Origin of the sequence: Actinocrispum sp. NPDC049592 (assembly GCF_040675465.1) — a bacterium.
Classification (GTDB): Bacteria; Actinomycetota; Actinomycetes; order Mycobacteriales; family Pseudonocardiaceae; genus Kibdelosporangium.
The window spans coordinates 13495-31554 of the sequence record NZ_JBFAPA010000021.1; the positions used below are offsets into that span (position 1 = coordinate 13495).

Annotated in this window: 18 protein-coding genes; 10 read left to right on the forward strand and 8 right to left on the reverse strand. The window is 68.2% G+C overall.

Annotation, left to right across the window (positions count from 1 at the left end; genetic code table 11):
* Window positions 1-7 precede the first annotated feature (7 nt).
* The 5 genes from AB0J95_RS40275 (at window position 8) to AB0J95_RS40295 (ending at window position 3110) form a co-directional block, all read left to right on the forward strand.
* Window positions 8-346: a hypothetical protein gene (locus AB0J95_RS40275; RefSeq protein ID WP_364770242.1), complete on the forward strand. Its 339-nt coding sequence runs from the start codon at window positions 8-10 to the stop codon at window positions 344-346.
* Between the two features lie 63 nt (window positions 347-409).
* A complete protein-coding gene (locus AB0J95_RS40280) occupies window positions 410-592 on the forward strand; it encodes a hypothetical protein (RefSeq protein ID WP_364770244.1) in 183 nt (60 codons plus the stop codon).
* Window positions 593-1000: 408 nt separating this feature from the next.
* A complete protein-coding gene (locus AB0J95_RS40285) occupies window positions 1001-1381 on the forward strand; it encodes a GntR family transcriptional regulator (RefSeq protein ID WP_364770675.1) in 381 nt (126 codons plus the stop codon).
* Window positions 1378-2178, forward strand: coding sequence for an ABC transporter ATP-binding protein (locus AB0J95_RS40290; protein WP_364770246.1), 801 nt, complete (start codon window positions 1378-1380; stop codon window positions 2176-2178). Before AB0J95_RS40285 ends, AB0J95_RS40290 begins: the two co-directional genes overlap by 4 nt.
* Window positions 2175-3110: a hypothetical protein gene (locus AB0J95_RS40295; protein WP_364770248.1), complete on the forward strand. Its 936-nt coding sequence runs from the start codon at window positions 2175-2177 to the stop codon at window positions 3108-3110. The genes AB0J95_RS40290 and AB0J95_RS40295 overlap by 4 nt, the downstream gene beginning before the upstream one ends.
* On the opposite strand, the gene AB0J95_RS40300 is transcribed toward AB0J95_RS40295, so the two are convergent.
* The 3 genes from AB0J95_RS40300 to AB0J95_RS40310 all read right to left on the reverse strand — a co-directional run bounded on the left by AB0J95_RS40300 (window position 3107) and on the right by AB0J95_RS40310 (window position 7304).
* Window positions 3107-4072 carry an ABC transporter substrate-binding protein gene (locus AB0J95_RS40300; protein ID WP_364770250.1) on the reverse strand — a complete coding sequence of 322 codons (966 nt, stop codon included), beginning with the start codon at window positions 4070-4072 and terminating at the stop codon, window positions 3107-3109. The genes AB0J95_RS40295 and AB0J95_RS40300 overlap by 4 nt on opposite strands.
* Window positions 4073-4136: 64 nt before the next feature.
* Window positions 4137-5714, reverse strand: coding sequence for an alpha/beta hydrolase (locus AB0J95_RS40305; RefSeq protein ID WP_364770252.1), 1578 nt, complete (start codon window positions 5712-5714; stop codon window positions 4137-4139).
* Window positions 5715-5753: 39 nt separating this feature from the next.
* A complete protein-coding gene (locus AB0J95_RS40310) occupies window positions 5754-7304 on the reverse strand; it encodes an alpha/beta hydrolase (protein ID WP_364770677.1) in 1551 nt (516 codons plus the stop codon).
* A 154-nt stretch (window positions 7305-7458) separates the two neighbouring features.
* Here AB0J95_RS40310 and secA2 point away from each other — a divergent pair, with 154 nt between their 5' ends.
* Window positions 7459-9792: an accessory Sec system translocase SecA2 gene (gene secA2 / locus AB0J95_RS40315; RefSeq protein ID WP_364770679.1), complete on the forward strand. Its 2334-nt coding sequence runs from the start codon at window positions 7459-7461 to the stop codon at window positions 9790-9792.
* Here the strand turns inward: secA2 and AB0J95_RS40320 are convergent.
* The gene (locus tag AB0J95_RS40320) at window positions 9755-10375 is read right to left on the reverse strand and encodes a hypothetical protein (protein ID WP_364770254.1); all 621 of its coding nucleotides are present in this window, start codon (window positions 10373-10375) and stop codon (window positions 9755-9757) included. The two genes, secA2 and AB0J95_RS40320, sit on opposite strands and share 38 nt — an antisense overlap.
* Before the next feature lie 256 nt (window positions 10376-10631).
* Here AB0J95_RS40320 and AB0J95_RS40325 point away from each other — a divergent pair, with 256 nt between their 5' ends.
* The 3 genes from AB0J95_RS40325 (at window position 10632) to AB0J95_RS40335 (ending at window position 14032) form a co-directional block, all read left to right on the forward strand.
* Entirely contained in the window at window positions 10632-11495 is an 864-nt protein-coding gene (locus AB0J95_RS40325; RefSeq protein ID WP_364770256.1) for a helix-turn-helix transcriptional regulator, read from the forward strand.
* Window positions 11496-11528: 33 nt separating this feature from the next.
* Window positions 11529-12224, forward strand: coding sequence for a 2OG-Fe dioxygenase family protein (locus tag AB0J95_RS40330; RefSeq protein ID WP_364770257.1), 696 nt, complete (start codon window positions 11529-11531; stop codon window positions 12222-12224).
* Window positions 12225-12316: 92 nt separating this feature from the next.
* Entirely contained in the window at window positions 12317-14032 is a 1716-nt protein-coding gene (locus AB0J95_RS40335) for an NAD+ synthase (protein WP_364770259.1), read from the forward strand.
* Here the strand turns inward: AB0J95_RS40335 and AB0J95_RS40340 are convergent.
* Window positions 14007-14591 (reverse strand): VC0807 family protein, encoded by a 585-nt coding sequence (locus AB0J95_RS40340; protein ID WP_364770261.1) that lies wholly within the window; start codon window positions 14589-14591, stop codon window positions 14007-14009. The two genes, AB0J95_RS40335 and AB0J95_RS40340, sit on opposite strands and share 26 nt — an antisense overlap.
* Before the next feature lie 206 nt (window positions 14592-14797).
* On the opposite strand from AB0J95_RS40340, the gene panB reads away from it, so the two are divergent.
* Complete coding sequence (gene panB, locus AB0J95_RS40345) at window positions 14798-15658, forward strand: 3-methyl-2-oxobutanoate hydroxymethyltransferase (RefSeq protein WP_364770263.1); 861 nt, start codon at window positions 14798-14800, stop codon at window positions 15656-15658.
* A 1-nt stretch (window position 15659) separates the two neighbouring features.
* On the opposite strand, the gene pip is transcribed toward panB, so the two are convergent.
* Genes pip through npdG form a run of 3 tightly spaced genes read right to left on the reverse strand, consistent with a single transcriptional unit; the run spans window position 15660 to window position 18051 of the window.
* A complete protein-coding gene (pip, locus tag AB0J95_RS40350) occupies window positions 15660-16622 on the reverse strand; it encodes a prolyl aminopeptidase (RefSeq protein ID WP_364770265.1) in 963 nt (320 codons plus the stop codon).
* 24 nt (window positions 16623-16646) lie between these two features.
* Window positions 16647-17411, reverse strand: coding sequence for a helical backbone metal receptor (locus AB0J95_RS40355; RefSeq protein WP_364770267.1), 765 nt, complete (start codon window positions 17409-17411; stop codon window positions 16647-16649).
* Complete coding sequence (npdG, locus tag AB0J95_RS40360) at window positions 17383-18051, reverse strand: NADPH-dependent F420 reductase (RefSeq protein ID WP_364770269.1); 669 nt, start codon at window positions 18049-18051, stop codon at window positions 17383-17385. The genes AB0J95_RS40355 and npdG overlap by 29 nt, the downstream gene beginning before the upstream one ends.
* Between the last annotated feature and the right edge of the window lie 9 nt (window positions 18052-18060).

Consider the following 18060-nt stretch of genomic DNA (forward strand, 5'->3'; position numbering starts at 1 on the left):
TGCAAAAGTGACCGAGCAACGGGTCGTACTGGATCTGAACGAGGCCGGCGTGGCGGTTGATCTGCCCCGGCTGGACCATGCGCAAGATGAAGTCCAACAGGTGCCGTACCGGCCAGTGGATTTCCGCGACGACAACCTGCCGAACGCGCTCGAACGCGCGGCGTCGTGGCTGCGAAAAGCGGAGGAGTGGCTGGGCGAGCCGCTCGACGTCATCGCGATCCACCTGGACTACGACGACAGCGAGAACTCGCCGTACTACGAAGTGAAGCTGCTGTGCAACGACGAGGACCTGGCCGGTGCCCCCATCGCGGTACGGGCAGCACAGCAACGGCGCGCCTCTCCCTGAAAACACGGGAAATGCGGGGTGTTCGAGACTAGGATCGGGGTATCCCACTTCTTCGAGACGAGGATGTGTGCCATTACCCCATCGAACGAGCTGTTCAGCCACGCCAAGGCCGACGAGGTCACGAGCACCCCGCTGAACCAAGCCAAAGCATCACACCAGAACCTGTTCAGCCAACCAGCGAACGAGGACGCTCTGGACGCGGTTGCGCCGCAGAAGCCCTTGCCGCGCAACCCGTTCCAGGTCTGACTCCAGCCTCGGCGTGCAGCCACCGCCTGGCTCTCCCCTCCGCTGACCACCGCTCGGGTCGGCGTGCGCTCTTCTCCGCTCGCGGCGCCTCTTGGCTGGGGTGGTGCTGCGGGCTGCCCTCTTGCGGCTGTGGCGCAAAGCGGGAGCAGGTCTGCGACCTGCCCCGCCGGAGTGCTTGTGTGCGCCGCCACCCCGCACAAAATCGAACCGCGATGTGCCTACTGGGCGCCGCGATGGGGTCACCAGGAGCCGTGTGGGTGCCCAGCGGCGCCGCGAACTCGCCCGGGCCGGGTTGGTCCGGGCTTTTGTGTTGGCGGGGTTGGGTTTGGGGGTTTTGTGGGGGGTTGACCGGGGGTGGGTGTTCTAGTTAGCTAGTGTCTTAGTTAAGTAGAACAATTCTGGAGGGGGCTGGTGGAGTTCCGGATCGACCGGAGCGCTGGGTTGCCCGCCTATCTGCAGCTGGTCCGGCAGGTCCGGGAGGCGTTGCGGCTGGGGTGGCTGGCGCCCGGGGACCGCCTGCCCACCGTGCGGGATGTGGTCAGGAGCAGTGGGGTGAACGCCAACACGGTGCTCAAGGCGTACCGCGAGCTGGAACTGTCCGGCCTGGTGGAGGCGCGGCAGGGCTCCGGCACGTTCGTCTCGGCGTCACTGGGGACCGCCAGCCAGGAGACGCTGGACGAACTGCGCGAACGGCTCGGCAAGTGGGTCGCCGAGGCGCATGCGGCGGGACTGGACAACGAGGACATCGAGGCGCTGGTGCGCGCGGTCCTCACCGACAAGGGGGCATGAACGTGACGGTCGCGGTGGTGGACAACGTCATCCAGCGGGTCGAGGGCCTCGGCAAACGCTACGGTGACAAATGGGCGTTGCGGGACTGCGGTTTCGAGTTGCGGTGCGGGCAGATCACCGCGCTGGTGGGCGCGAACGGGTCCGGCAAGACGACTTTGCTGTCCATCCTTTCCGGACTGCTCGCACCCGACGAGGGACAGGTGCGCACCGACGGCCGGATCGCTTTCGTGGCGCAGGACAAACCGTTGTACGAGCGGTTCACCGGCAACGAGATGCTGGCGCTGGCCCGTCATCTCAACCGGATCTGGGACCAGGAGCGGGCCGAGCAGTGGCTGAAACGCTTCCGGGTCAACCCGAAGCTGCCGTGTGGGCGGTTGTCGGGCGGCCAGCGGACGCAGGTCGCGCTGGCGATGGCGATAGGGGCCCGGCCGGATCTGTTGCTGCTGGACGAGCCGTTGGCTAACCTGGATCCGTTGGTGCGCAAGGAAGTCACCAGTGAGTTACTCACCGAGGCCGCGGACAGCGGGACGGCGGTGGTGCTGTCGACGCACATCGTGGCCGAGATCGTGGGTGTGGCCGACAACTTGTTGTTGCTGGGCAAGGGGAATCTGATCCTCGATGGCGGCCTCGACGAGCTTCAGTCCCAGCACTGGCATTTCACCGGGCCGGACGGCACGTCGATGGTCCGGCTCACCGGTGAACCGGAACCGCCCGAGGGTGTGGTCGCCGAACCCGCGTCGATCGAGGACATCGTGGTCGCGCACCTGGCTCGCAGCCGGGACGGAGGCGCGGCGTGACCGTCATCGAACGCGACCGGATCGGTTGGCGCAGCTGGGTTTGGATCGGGTGGCGGCAACACCGGGCCGCCATTCTGGTGACCGGTGGGCTGATCACCGCGATCGCGTTGTTCGCCTTGCTCTCCGGCCCGGACCGGCCGTTCGGGTTCGTGATGGACATCTACATCGTGTGGTGGAAGCCGTACCTGCCGGTCGCGTTGTCGGCGGTGATCGGCGCGTTCTGGGTGGCGCCGTTGGTGGCCAGGGAGTTCGACAACCGCACGCACCTGGTGTCGTGGACGCAGGACGCGACACCGCGGCAGTGGTTGCGCGCCAACCTGGTGGTGCTCGCGGTCCCGGCCGTCGCGCTGACGGTGGCCCTGAACGTCATCGAGCGGTTCATGATCAGTGACCTGCCGGTCCGGGGATTCACCGCGATCACGTTCGAGGCCAACGTCTTCATGGCCATCACCTACACGTTGTTCGCGATCGCGCTCGGGGTGCTGTTCAGCGCGCTGTTCCGGCAGAGCGTGTTCGCCGTCGCCGCGACACTGGCCACCTATGTGCTGGTCCGGATCCTGTTCGCCACGAGCATCCGGCCGCACTTGCTGCCGCCGGCCCGGATCGCCACCCCATGGGAGCTCCCGGTCCGCGTGTTCCAGGATCCACCGCCGGACGACGTCCTGTGGGTGGGCGAAGGGTTTCTCGGCGACCACGGCAATGAGGTCACCGTGCCCTCCGGCGACATGTACGAGTGCAGCCTGACCAGCCACACCCGGGAGCTGCAGGCGGAATGCCTTTCCCGCACGGGAATCCGCGGGCACTACGTGGACTACCAGCCGCTGGACCGGATGGCCGTGCTGCAGTTCCTGGAGATCCTCGTCTACCTCGCGCTGACCGCCGGGCTGGTGTGGCTCGCGCTGCGGCGGATCAGCCGGTTGAAGGCCCTCTAGAACAGCATCGCCTGCGGGTCGACGTCGCCGGTGAGCATTCCGTTGGCCCGCATCAGGTCCACCACCTTGCGCAGTCTGGCCACGTCGATGCTGTTGGGGTACGAACCGAAGTGCAGCACCGACGCGATCGACTTGTCCACCTTGGCGTAGTCGGTGATCACCGCCTCGACCTCGCTGCGGGTCGAGGCGTCGCGCTGCGCCTTGGTCAGCGCGCGGCGGAACGCGTCGAGCACGATCGGGTTCTCGCGGGCGAACTTGGCGCTGGTGGCGTAGCCGCCGATGGGCAGGTCCTCGGCCTGGCCGGCCATCGTGTCCAGCACGGTGACCGCGCCGATCTGCTGGGCCGCACGGGTGATGAACGGCTCGACCACCAGTGCGGCGTCGATGTCCTTGCGCTGCAACGCCGCCTGCATGTCCGGGAAGGCCATCTCGGTGAACTGCACGCCGCCGGGATCCACGTTCTGCGCCTTCATCGCCGCCCGCACCGCCAGCTCGGCGACGTTCCCGCGGGTGTTCACGGCGATCTTCTTGCCGGCCAGGTCGGCCGCGGTGTGCAGCGGCGTGTCCGGCGGCGCCAGCACCAGGAACATCCCCGGTTTGCCGCGATACCCGTCCGCCACGAACTTCAGGTCCGCCGCGCCCTTGGCCTGCGCGGCGAGAAAGGAAACCCAGTTACCGAAGGTCACGTCCAGCTCGCCGTTGACCAGCAGCGGCACACCGGCGGCACCGCCCTGGATCTGTTTCAGCTCGACGTCCACGCCCTCGTCCTTGAAGTACCCCTTGCGTAAGGCGATGTACACCGGGGCGACGTCGACAATGGGGATAACGCCTAAACGAATCCTGGCGTTGGCCGGACCGGACGGCGGTGTATCGGTGGAGTTGCCCGACAGCAGACCACACCCAGGAACAGTCATGAGCAGCGCGGCAACGACCGAGCTGACGAAAGCGCGGCGGGAACGCATGCGCACAGAATGGCACGCCCGCGCTCATCCGACTACACCGGGACGTTCCGGTCCAAATGGGACGCTAGCTGCATTTGGTCCCTTCGGCCGGTTGTTTGAGGTCGATGAGGTAGGCGTCGACGAGCTTGTCCACGCACAGGATGTCCTGCAGGTATGCGGTGTGGCGGGTGCCTTCGACGGTGAGCAGGCCGGCGCCGAGGGACTTGGCCAGGTTCACGCCCGCCTGGTACGGGGTGGCCGGGTCGTTGGTCGTGGAGATCACCAGGAGCTTCGGCAGGCCCGCGGTCTTCGGTTCGTGCGGTGCCCCGGTGTTCGGGACCGGCCAGAACGCGCAGGTGTCCAGCGCCGGCTGGAAGTCCTCCTCGTCCTCCACCGGGCTCGGCGGTGCGGCCGCCTTGACCCGGCGGGTCTCGTCCTCGACGACGGCCCGGTCCTTCACCGGCGGCTCGTCCACGCAGTGGATCGCGGTGAACGCGTCCATCACGCCGGTGTAGCGGCCGCTGTCGTCACGTCCCTGGTAGAAATCCGAGAACCGGAGCAGCAGGCCGCCCTTGCCCTTGGCGAGATCTTGCAACCCCTGGGTCAGCGGATCCCACAGTTGGTCGCTGTACAGCCCCTGGGCCACGGCGATGGTCGCGTCCGAATAGGACATCTGCCGGTCGCCGACCGCGAGCGGCTGTTTCTTCAACGGTTCCAGCATCTTGTCCAGCTGCGCCTCGGCCTGCGCCGGGTCGGTGCCCAGCGGACAGGTCTGTTTCTGCGCGCAGGACTTGGCGTACTCGTCGAACGCCTTCTTGAACCCGTTGATCTGCCCGACCTTCTGGGTCACTCGATCGGAGTTCGCTTCCACGGCACCGTCGAGCACCATCGCCCGCACGTTGCCCGGGAACGCCTCGGCGTAAGCGGTTCCGATCCGTGTGCCGTAGGAGTACCCGAGGTAGGTCAGCTTTTGTTCGCCCAGCACCGAACGCAGCACGTCCATGTCCCGCGCGACGTCCCGCGTGCCGACGTTCGCGAGCAGGTCCTTGCCCGTCGCGGCCGCGCACTTGCCGGCGAACTCCTGGTTCTTCTTCTCGATCCGGGCCACCGCGTCCGCGCCCTCGATCGGCGGCTCCAGCCTTTCGGCGTCCTTCTCCTTGTCGGACAAGCACTTCACCCGGGGCGTGCTGGCGCCGACGCCGCGCGGGTCGAACCCGACCAGGTCGAACCGCTTGCCCAGCTCGCCGGTCCAGTTGTCCTTGGCGATGCTCGCCGCGGCGGTCATCCCGGACTCGCCGGGGCCGCCCGGGTTGAGCACGACCGCGCCGACCCGGCCGGATTGCGAGGTCGCCTTCTTGCGCAACAGACCCAGTTGGGCGGTCTTGCCTTGTGGCTGTGCGTAGTCGATCGGCACCGTCAGCAGGGCGCAGTCGAGCTCGCGCCCGCCGTACAGCTGCTCGCTGATCTCGTCCTCGGCGAACCGCGAACACGAGCCCCAGGACAGGGGTTGACCGTAGAACCGTTCCAGCCCAGCCGGAACCGGTCCCGCCGGGCCGGCCTTCGTCAGCTGGACGGCGACCGGAGTTCCGGACACCACGCTGGAGCACGCAGTGACGAGCGCGGTGAGGACCCCCAGCGCTCCCAGTCCCCAAGAGCGGCGCATGTGTACACGATCGGTCGACAACATAGCGTCGTTACCTAACTACGAACAGCGTTTACCGCTGGGCGGGGGCGTGAGGTTCACCAGATAGTTCACACCTGCGTCGTCCACACAGGCGTGCCCTTGCAGGAACGCCGTGTGCTGAGTCGCCTCGTAGGTCAACAGCGCACCGTTGAGGGCTTTGGCCAGGTTCACGCCCGCCTGGTACGGCGTCGCGGGGTCCCCGGTCGTCGAGATCACCAGAATGGGCGGCAGCCCAGGCACGTTCGGCAGGTGCGGTGACCCCGTGTTGGGTACCGGCCAGAACGCGCACGCGTCCAGCGCCGGGCTGGCCGGGCGGCCGTCGTCGAGGAATGGCGCGACCTCCTTGTACCGCCGTTGCGCTTCCAGGATCAGGTTCTTGTCCGTCACGCGCGGGTCATCCACGCAACGCACGGCCGTGAACGCGTCCTGGGTCGTCGAGTAGTGGCCGTTGGAGTCGCGCTCGAAGTACGTGTCCGCCAGCAGCATCAACGTGGTGCCGCGCTGACGCTTCAACTCCGCGAGGCCGTTGTTCAACGGTTCCCACAGGTCCGCTGCGTACAGGGCCTGGATCACGCCGGTGGTCGCGTCCGAGTAGGACAGCTTGCGGCCGTTGCCGAGATCCAAGGGACGGTCGGCGAGCGGGCGGACCAGGCCGAGGTAGTTCGGCAGGACCCTGCCCGCGTCCTGGCCCAGCGCGCAGTCCTGACGTTTGACGCACCACGCGCTGAAGGCGTCGAAGGCCTTCTGAAAGCCCTCGCCCTGCGCGACGAGCTCGTCGACCACGTTCTGGTTCGGGTCGAGGGCGCCGTCGAGGACCAGCGCTCTGACGTTGTTAGGGAACGTTTCGGCGTAGGTCGTGCCGATCCGGGTGCCGTACGAGATGCCGAGGTACGTCAGCTTGTCGTCGCCCAGGGCCGACCGCATGACGTCCAGGTCCTTGGCAACGTCCCGGCTGCCCATGTTCGCGAGCATGTCCGCGCCGTCGCCGGTGCGCTGCACGCACTTGCTCACGTAGTCCTTCTGCTCGCCCTCGACCTTGGCCACCCCGGCAGGCGACGAGTCGAGCTCGTCGTCCTCGGCACGTTCGGTGTCCCGTTCCTGGTCGGACAGGCACCGGATGGCCGGTTCGCTGGAGGCGACCCCGCGCGGGTCGAACCCGACGAAGTCGAACCGCTTGCCGAGATCGGAGTTCTTGGACTGCTCGGCCAGCCGCAGCGCGGGCGCGAGACCGGAGACGCCCGGGCCGCCGGGGTTGATCACCAGCGAGCCGATCCGTCGCTGTGGGTCACCCGCCGGCATCCGCAGCAGGCCGAGCGTGATGGTCCGCCCGCCGGGGTCGGCGTAACTCAACGGCACTGTCAGACGTGCGCATCTTGCGGTGCGCGACTTCAATGTGCTCTGGTCGTCCGAAGTCCGGGCAAATCCGGCACAGTCACCCCAGGTGAGCGGCTGCCCGTAGAACCGTTCCAGTCCAGCCGGTACCGTCCCCGTCGGCCCCCGTTGTTCGGTCGTTGGCGGGACTGCGGGCGCGCCGGTGGAGGACGTGCAGGCCGCGCATGCTGCGACCAGCGCGAATGCGAGGGAAAATCGCCAGGTACGGCCGAACGGGGTCACGACTCGATACTGCCATCGAGCGAAAACCGGGCCGGGGCGGAACTCGATATCGACACCGTCGCGTTAAGGCTGTGTCTGTCCGTGCTGTTGGAGGTGCCGCGTGGCCACGATGCTCACCCGGGTCCGCAACCGGTTGCGCCGGTTGATGGAACGACCCGCTTCGGTGGAGCTCACCAAGTACGAGGCCTTGCTGCCCAAGATCGAAGACCGCGAGTCCGACATCGCGAAGCTGAGCGACGAGGAGCTGACCGCGAAGGTCGGCAAGCTGCGGGCGGACCGGGACTTCGGGGACGACGAGCTGGTCGAGTACTGCGCGCTGGCCCGTGAGGCCGCCAAGCGCGCGCTGAACGAGCGTCCGTACGACGTGCAGTTGCTGGGTGTGATGGGCATGCTCGCCGGGCATGTCGTGCAGATGGCGACCGGTGAGGGCAAGACCCTGGCCGGTGCGCTGGCCGCGGGCGGGTTCGCCGTGCGCGGCAAGCAGGTGCACGTCATCTCGGTGAACGACTACCTGGCCAAGCGCGACGCCGAGTGGATGCAGCCGGTCTACGACCTGCTGGGCGTCACCGTCGGGTACGTCGGCGAGCGGATCACCGCCGAGCACCGGCGGGCCGCCTACGAGGCCGAGGTCTGCTACGGCTCGGTCAGCGAGATCGGCTTCGACCTGCTGCGCGACCGGCTGGCCACCGACCCCGCACAGGAGGTCCAGCGCCCGCACAACGTGCAGGTGGCGCTGATCGACGAGGCCGACTCGGTGCTGGTCGACGAGGCCAAGGTGCCGCTGGTGATGGCCGGCACCGCCGAAGGCGTCGAGCGGGACGCGGACATGGCCGAGATCGTCCGGCGGCTGCGCTCGGGCATCCACTACGAGGAGGACGAGGACGGCCGCAACGCCTGGCTGACCCCGTCCGGCGCCAAGGCGGTCGAGAAGGCCCTCGGCGGAGTGGACCTGTATGCCGAGGACAGCCCGTACCTGGCCGCGGTGAACGTCGCCCTGCACGCGCACGCGCTGCTGGAGCGGGACGTCGACTACATCGTGCGGGACAACAAGGTCCAGCTGATCAACACCGCCCGCGGCCGGATCGCCGCGCTGCAGCGGTGGCCGGATGGCCTGCAGGCGGCCGTGGAGGCCAAGGAGGCCGTCGCGGCCACCGAGAGCGGCGAGGTGCTGGACAACATCACGGTGCAGGCGCTGATCGCCCGCTACCCGAAGGTGGCCGGGATGACCGGTACCGCCGTCGCGGTCGCCGAGCAGCTGCGCGAGTTCTACAAGCTCGAGGTCGCCGTGATCGCGCCGAACAAGCCCTGTGTGCGCGAGGACGAGCTGATCCGGTTGTACACGACCGAGGAGGCCAAGGAAGACGCGCTGATCTCCGAGATCATCGACGCGCACGAGAAGGGGCGGCCGATCCTGGTCGGCACCCTGGACGTGGCCGAGTCGGAGCGGATCGCCAAGCGGCTGGGCGAGAAGGGCCTGCAGTCGGTGGTCCTCAACGCCAAGAACGACGCCGAGGAGGCCGCGATCGTGGCCGAGGCGGGCGCGTACGGCGCGATCACCGTGTCCACCCAGATGGCCGGCCGCGGCACCGACATCCGGCTCGGCGGGCACGACGAGTCCGACCACGACAAGGTCGCCGAGCTGGGCGGGTTGTACGTGATCGGGACCGGGCACTACCCGTCGTCCCGGCTGGACGACCAGCTGCGCGGCCGCGCGGGCCGGCAGGGCGACCCGGGCGGGTCGGTGTTCTTCTCCAGCCTGGAGGACGAGCAGCTGATCCAGTACGCCCCCGAGGTGCAGCTGCACGTGCTCAAGGAGCCGCCCGGCGAGGACGGGCTGGTCAAGGACAAGACCGCGCGGGCGTTCGTGGTGCACGCGCAGAAGGTCGCCGAGGGCGTCGAGCTGGAGATCCACCGCAACACCTGGCGGTACACGCGGCTGATCGAGCAGCAGCGGGACATCATCATGGAGCACCGCGACCGGATCCTGCACACCGACGTCGCGGACAAGCTGTTCGTGAAACACGCCCCGGACCGGCACAAGGAGCTGGTCGACCAGTACGGCGAGGAGCTGGTGGCCAACGCCGCCCGGCAGATCCTGCTGTACCACCTGGACCGCCGCTGGGTCGACCACCTCGGGTTCACCGCGGACGTCCGGGAGACCGTGCACCTGCGGGCGCTGGCCAAGGAGACGCCGATCGACGAGTTCCACCGCGCCGTGGTGCCCGCGTTCAACCAGATCGTCCCGGAGGCGCACGAGACCGCCGAGGCCAGCTTCGACACGGTCAAGATCAGCGAGAAGGGCGCCGAACTGGAAGAGGCCGGCCTCAAGCGGCCGACCTCGACGTGGACCTACATGGTCTACGACAACCCGTTCGACTCCGACGCGGAGCAGGCCCTCAAGAAGGTCAGGGCACAAGTGAAGAAGATCCGCGCGGAGCGCTAGCGCTCCTGCTCCAGCCCAGGCGCACCGTGCCGGCCACGTTCACGAACGCGGCCGGCACGTAGTCCCTGGTGTTGATGCCGTCGTAGCCGTGCCGCACTACCGACTGGTGGATGTCGTCGGACACGACCAGCAACAGCGGGCTCGCCACCTGCCGGAACCGCTCCTTGACCTCCTCGGCGTCCAGCAGGCGGAAGGCCACGTCCAGGGCCTCGCCGAAACACCCCCGGCCGTCGTAGTGCACCTCACCGGCGTGCACGACCGCTCTGAGCCGCAGTTTCTGTCCGGGGAACTGATCGGCGTTCCGCGATAACAATGTTTCCAGAATGGGCGCGACCGCACTCAGCAACAACGTTTTCGGCACCTCGTCGACCGGGTGGATCAGGACCAGGATCCCGTCGCCCCGGTCGACCAGCGGGTCCCGGTACTCCTCCGGGACACCCGCGGCGATCAGGCATTCCTCCAGCAGTTCGTACATGACTCGCCTGAGGGCGGCCTTCGCGGTGTTCGTCCGGCTCGTCGAGTCCTCGATGTCGACGGCGAGGATCACGCGGTGGTGCGGCGGCGTCGCCTGAAGCGTGTTCATGACTCTCCTCCTCCCACTGGGAGTATGCGGGGTGGGCATGTCACTGTGCAATTCCCAAAATGGCGGATCCCGCGAATTGTTCCAGTTCGTGATCACCGGATATACGTACGTTTTAGTTGCCACGTAACGAAATGATGGCCGGTTGCGGTCCACTGTCCGACCATGTGTGTACGATCCGCGCTTGTGGGAATCCCATGAGGTTGTTCCCACATGGCACTGTCTGGATCAACCGCAGCCGAGATCAGGTGAGGTGGACATGCCCGGTCCCCTGATGCCGCGCAAGCAACTGGCCAACGCCCTCAAGGAGCTGCGCGAGGCTTCCGGGGCCACGCTGGAGGACGTCGCCACCGCGCTGTTGATCTCGACCTCCAAGCTCTCCCGCCTGGAGAACGCCCAAGGCAAACCACAGCCGCGGGACGTGCGCGACCTGATCCGCCACTACCGGATCGAGAACACCGACCAGGCCCGGCAGCTGACCCGCTGGGCCCGCGCCGCGGGCGAGCGGGCCTGGTGGGAGGACTACGACCTGTCGAGCGGCCTGAGCGACTACCTGGCGACCGAGGCCGAGGCGTCGATCGCCCGCGTCTACACGATCCCGGTACTGCCGGTGCTGTTGCAGACCAGGGAGTACACGAGGGCCCTGCTCAAGCGGATGGAACCGTTGCGGTCGCCTTCCGAACTCGAGCAGCTGCTGGAGGTCCGGGAGAAGCGCAAGGCGGCGCTGAAGTCCCGCGAGGACCAGGACCTGGCCCCGCTGCGGCTGATCGCGGTCACGCACGAATCGAGCGTGCGGCAGCTGGTCGGCTCGGCGGAAATCATGCGCGGTCAGCTCGACTACCTGATCGAACAGTCCGGAATGTCAAATGTCGAACTCCGGGTGCTGCCATTCTCGGCGACGCCGCCGTTCACCAGCACCGGTATGTACGCGTATTTCGAGTTCGACGATTACGATCGCGACATCGTCAGCGTCGAGACGCACGCCGGGTTCTTCTACATCGAGGAGAAGGACCGCGTCGGCCGGTACCGCCGCTACTACGACGAGCTGGTCAGGACCGCGCTCGACCCGGACGAGTCCCGGCAGCTAATCCACGCCGTGAAAGAAGAGTTCTTTACCAACTGATGCGCTGTGCCGACCTTATTGTGGGGCTGAATAGTGATCGACTCGACCATTCCCGAGATCAGCCAAGATTACCTGCGGACGGCCTGGGACGACATGCGGGCCGCGGGTTTCCACCTCGGTGACGAGGACCGGCTCGGGCTGACCGCGGACTTCCGGCGGGATTTCCACGCCGCTTTCTTCACGCCGCGCATCGTCCGGCGCTACGACGGCGACATCCCCGCCGACCGCGAACGCGCGCGTGAGGTCATCCGGTACGACTGGGTGTCCGAGGACCAGGTCGACCTCGCCAGCCACCACACCGTCGCCATCAACCGGGCGGGCCGCGAAGGGCCGTGTGACTTCGACCGGGTCGACCTGCTCAGCCATCCCGGGTTCCGGGAGTGGACCACCGGGATGCTGTCCCTGGTGCCCGAGGAGTACCGGCTGGACCGGGGCACGTTCGGGGTGAACCTGTTCCGTACCCGCACGAACGTCGTGACCGGGCCGCACCAGGACCACGAGCGGTTCATCGTCATCTACGTGCTGGACAAGGCCGGCGACGGCGCCGAGACCAGCCTGCACGACATCACCGACGAGCGGGTCGTGGCCAAGACCGTCCTGCAGCCCGGCGAGTTCGTGATCTTCGACGACACCCGGTTCAAGCACAGCGCCAGCCCGCTCGTCGGCGTCGACGCCCGGCGCGATGTGCTCGTGTGCACGGTCAACTACGCGGGTACGTACCCGTTGTAGGGCGCCGTGCTGTGAGGCAGCATTGCTGATCTGGGATGATCCGTGCGCCACATTTACGCCTCACAGGCGAAAACATGCGGGAGGATGTCACCATGCCTCAGCTACGTATCGCCGCCGCGCAGGTCAACACGAGGGTGGGCGACCTGGCCGGAAACGCCGACCTGATCGTCGAGTGGACCCGCAAGGCGGCGGAGTCGGGGGCGCACCTGGTGGTGTTCCCGGAGATGGCGCTGACCGGCTACCCGGTCGAGGACCTCTCGATCCGGGAGTCGTTCACCCAGGCCTCCCAGCGCACGATCCGCGAGCTGGCCGAGCGGCTGGCGGACGCGGGCTGCGGAGAGGTGGCCGCATGGGTCGGTTACCTGGACGCCGACGAGGTGGGGCCGCGCAACGCCGCGGCGGTGCTCTACCGGGGCGAGGTGGTGGCCACCCAGTTCAAGCACCACCTGCCCAACTACGGCGTGTTCGACGAGCGCCGCTACTACAAGCCCGGCACCAGCCTGGACATCGTGCGGCTGCACGGCGTCGAGATCGGCATGGTGATCTGCGAGGACATCTGGCAGGACGGCGGCCCGGTGGCGGCCCTCGGCCAGGCCGGGGTCGACCTGATCGTGTCGCCCAACGCCTCGCCCTACGAGCGCAACAAGGACGACCAGCGCCTCCCGCTGGTCGCGCGGCGGTCCAAGGAGGCCGGCGCTCCCCTGGTCTACGTGAACCTGATCGGCGGCCAGGACGAGCTGGTCTTCGACGGTGACTCGCTGGTCGTGACGCCCGAGGGCGCGCTGCTGACCCGGGCGCCGCAGTTCGTCGAGCACCTGATGGTCATCGACATGGACTTCCCCGCCACCGCGGGCCGCACCGAGGGCACCATCGGCGAGTTCGAGGTGCGCCGGGTCGCGCTGTCGGACGAGCCGGTTCCCGCATACCGGCCCGCTCCCGCGCCGCCGGTGGCCGAGCCGCTGCCGGAGGAGGCCGAGGTGTGGTTCGCCCTGGTCACCGGCCTGCGCGACTACGTGCACAAGAACGGCTTCCGGTCGATCACGCTCGGCCTGTCCGGCGGGATCGACTCCGCGGTGGTGGCAGCGATCGCCGCGGACGCACTCGGCGGCGGTTCGGTCTACGGCGTCTCGCTGCCGTCGAACTACTCCAGCGACCACTCCAAGGACGACGCGGCCGAGCTGGCCCGCCGGCTCGGCGCGAACTACCAGGTCCAGCCGATCGCCGACATGGTCGACGTGTTCGTCAAGCAGCTCGGCCTGACCGGCCTGGCCGAGGAGAACGTCCAGGCCCGCTGCCGGGGCGTGACGCTGATGGGCCTGTCCAACCAGTTCGGCCACCTGGTGCTGGCCACCGGCAACAAGACCGAGCTCGCGGTGGGCTACTCGACCATCTACGGCGACGCGGTCGGCGGGTTCGCGCCGATCAAGGACGTGCCCAAGACCCTGGTCTGGCAGCTCGCCCGGTGGCGCAACGCGGAGGCGGAGAAGCGCGGCGAGATCCCGCCGATCCCGGAGAACTCGATCAGCAAGCCCCCGTCGGCGGAGCTGCGCCCAGGTCAGCTCGACACCGACTCGCTGCCCCCGTACGAGCTGCTCGACGACATCCTTGACGACTACGTGGAGGGCGACCGCGGCTACGACGACCTGCTGGCCCAGGGGTTCCCGGGCGAGGTGATCGACCGGGTGCTGCGGATGGTCGACATGGCCGAGTACAAGCGCCGCCAGTACCCGCCGGGCACCAAGATCACGCTCAAGGCGTTCGGCCGGGACCGCCGGCTGCCGATCACGAACGCGTGGCGGGAAGGCTGACCCGGCGCCGGTACCAGAACAGCGCGCCCACGCCGGCGGCGATGATGGCGATCCCGACCACCCGGGACAGCGCGAGGAACGTCTCGGTGGGCAGCAGGATCGCCATGAACAGCATGGCCAGGGCGTGCACGGTGAGCATGGTGCCGACGATCCCGGTGATGACCGGCGCGGCCTTGTGCACGAACGGCGAGACCTCGGTGCCCTTGCGGCGGGCGACGAACTCGTGCACTACGAGGTGCAGCGGCTTGCCGACGACCAGCGAGGCCAGGCAGATCAGGCCGAACGGCCCGGTCAGCACGGCGTCGTTGAGCTTGAGCAGCAACGGGCTGCCGCCGGACAGGATCGAGAGGGCGAGCACGATCGCGTAGGCCACCACGGCGACCGCGCCGATCGGGTCGATGCGTTTGCGCCAGATGAATATGGCCGCGGTGAACAGCACGGGGATGCCGGCGGCGATCGCTAGCGCGGTCGCCTCGGAGTCCACGTGGGACCGCACGAGCAGGTAGACGACGAACGGCACGATCGCGTTGAACGCGATGCTGGGAACGAGTTTCCGCATGCCGGTCACAGTGGCCGAGGACCGGCGTTGATCGCTTCGGCGTGCGGGTTGAACCCGGTTCCACCCCGGGGTTGAGGGGCCGGGTCTGGGGTGTGAGCCTGCTCGCAAGGTCCTGCAGTCCGCGCGTACTGCTGTCACGCTTTGGCGGTAACCAAACCAGCCCAGGGACCCCACAAGGGCCTTGAGGAAAGGGACGGTGGACGACGATGTCTTCTGAGCTCGCGGCACCCTACGGATCGGGCGCGGCCCCCGCTGACGGTGCGAAACCCATGCGGCGCGTACGCATCCACCATCTGGCGGAGATGAAGGAACGCGGCGAGGCCTGGCCGATGCTCACGGCCTACGACATGTACACGGCGGCGTTGTTCGACAACGCCGGGATCCCGGTGCTGCTGGTCGGCGACTCGGCCTCGAACAACGTCTACGGCTACGACACCTCGCTGCCGGTGACCGTGGACGAGCTGATCCCCCTGGTCAGGGCGGTGACCCGGTCGACCCGCCGGGCGCTCGTGGTGGCCGACCTCCCGTTCGGCTCCTACCAGGTGTCGCCCCAGCAGGCGGTCGAGACCAGCGTGCGGTTCATGAAGGAGGGCCGTGCGCACGCGGTGAAGCTGGAGGGCGGCGCGCACTTCGCCCCGCACGTGGCCGCGCTGACGGCGGCGGGCATCCCGGTCATGGGTCACATCGGCTTCACCCCGCAGAGTGAACACAACCTGGGTGGGTACCGGGTTCAGGGCCGCGGCAACTCCGGTGACCAGCTGGTCGCCGATGCGCTGGCCCTGCAGGAGGCCGGGGCGTTCTCCGTGGTCATGGAGATGGTCCCGGGCGAGGTGGCCAAGCGGATCACCCATGAACTGAAGATCCCGACCATCGGCATCGGCGCGGGCCCGGACTGCGACGCCCAGGTCCTCGTCTGGCAGGACATGGCCGGCCTGCGCACCGGCAAGGCGCCCAAGTTCGTCAAGCGCTACGCCGACCTCGCCGGAGTCCTGACGGGCGCGGTCACGGAATTCGCCAATGAGGTCCGCGACCGCCAATTCCCCGGCCCGGAACACACCTTCCACTAGGTCAGGGCCTGCTCGCCGCCGCGAACTTGTCGGTGGCGGCGAGCAGGTTCTCCGCGATTCCGGGGTCCCCGACGGCGTGACCCGCGGCGTTGACGCCGACTCCCTCCGCGTCGGGCCAGGCTCGGGCGAGGTCGTACGCGCTGATCATCGGCGTCACGATGTCGTATCGGCCGTTCACGATGACGCCCGGGATGCCCGCCAGTTTGCCCGCGTCGCGGATCAGCTGGCCTTCCTCGAGCCAGCCTTTGTGCAGGAAGAAATGCAGCGCGATGCGCGCGAACGCGACCGCGAACTGTTCCTCGCTGTAGCTGTTCCCGGTGTTCAGCTGGGTCGACACGGTCGCGCCTTCCCAGCGGCTCCAGGCCAGTGCGGCGGCGCGGCTGGTCTCGGGGTCGTCGGAGAAGACCAGGCGGTGGTAGGCCGCGATCATGTCGTCGCGCTCGTTCTGCGGGACCGGGGCGACGAACTCGGCCCAGGCGTCCGGGAAGATGTGCGCCGCTCCCCCGCCGTAGAGCCAGTCCAGCTCGAGCTGACGCAGCGTGAACACGCCACGAAGGATGATCTCGGTGACCCGATCGGGGTGCTTCTCGGCGTACGCGAGCGCGAGGGTCGCGCCCCAGGATCCGCCGAGCAGCAGCCACTTCTCGATGCCGAGGTGCTCGCGCAGCCGTTCCATGTCGGCGACCAGGTGCCAGGTCGTGTTTGTCGCCAGATCGTGTGCCGGGTCGCTCACATGGGGCGTACTTCGACCCGCTCCGCGCTGGTCGAACAACACGATCCGGTAGATCTCGGGGTTGAAGTGCATGCGCTGGATCGGTGAGGTGCCCGAGCCCGGACCGCCGTGCAGCACCACCGCGGGCTTGCCGTCGCGGTTCCCGCTGACCTCCCAGTAGACGTGGTGCCCGTCACCGACATCGAGCATGCCGGTCTCGTATGGCTCGATCGGGGGATAAAAGGCGCGCATGCGGAACACTGTGCCGCATTCAGGTCACAGCACGGCTGAGAGGTGTGCGTGCGCCTCGACGAGCGACGGTCCGCACCAGGTCAGGTAGCGGCCGTTGACCAACGCGTACCGCATGCCCGGGAACGCTTCGGGCCCGTCGGTGTCGGTGAACGGATACGGTTCGTCCGGCAGCACAACGAGATCCGCCCCGCTCGCCCGCAGCTCTTCCAGCGGCGGCCGCGGGTAGCGGTCGTCGTGCGACGCGTAGACGTTGCGAATTCCCAAGCGGTGCAGGACATCCCCGGCGAACGTGTCGCGGCCGACCACGATCCAGGGCCGGCGCCACACCGGGATGACCGCGGATGCCTCGGCCGGCTGGGCATCCCGCCACAGGCCTTCGGCTTCCGGCAGCCAGGACGGCTCGTCCAGGCCGAGTCCCTGGGTGAGCAGCCGGCGGACCGACGCGAGCCCGGCCGGGACGGACGCGGCCGCCGCGGTCACCCACACGGGTACTCCGTTGGCACGCAGGCGTTCCACGTCCTCCGGCCGGTTCTCCTCGGCGTTGGCGACCACGAGGTCCGGGTCCAGGTCGAGCACGGCGTCCACGTTCGGGTACTTCGAACCGCCCACTCGTGGGACGTCGAGCGATTCCGGATGCGTGCAGTACTCGGTGGCGCCGACGATCAGACCCGATCTGGTGGTCTCGATCGCATCGGTGAGCGACGGGACGAGGCTGACGACCCGCGCCGGTGCACGCACCGGCACGGGCTCGCCGAGGTCGTCAGATGTCGGTGATCCGGATACCGGCATGGGCCTTGTAGCGGCGGTTGATCGCGATCAGGTTGGCCGTGAACGCCTCGACCTGGTGGGCGTTGCGCAGCCGTCCGCCGTAGACACCGCGGAAGCCGGGGATGGTCTCGGCCAAGGCGCGCACGACGTCAGTGGCTTCGCGGTCGTCGCCGAGGACGAGCACGTCACCCTCCACTTTGGACAGCGAGAGGTCGGCGAGGGACACCGCGGAGACGTGGTGGAAGGCGGCGGTCACGCGGGATTCCGGCAGCAGCGCCTCGGCCTGCTGGGCCGCGCTGCCTTCCTCGACCGGGAGCGCGAACGGGCCCTGCTTGTCGAAGCCGAGCGGGTTCACGCAGTCGATGACGATCTTGCCGGCCAGCTCGGCGCGGACGGACTCGAGCAGCGCCTTGTGCCCCTCCCAGGGCACGGCGATCAGCACGATGTCGGCCTGACGGGCGGCTTCGGCGTTGTCCACCCCGGTGATGTGCTCGACGCCCGCCTCGGACCGCAGCTCGGCGGCGGTCTCCTCGGCTCGTTCGGCCTTGCGCGACCCGATGATCACCTTCAGCCCGGCCCGCGCCCAGCGCAACGCCAGGCCGCGGCCCTGCGGCCCGGTCCCGCCGAACACGCCCACCGTCAGGTCAGAAACTTCCGTCACTTGGCGCTC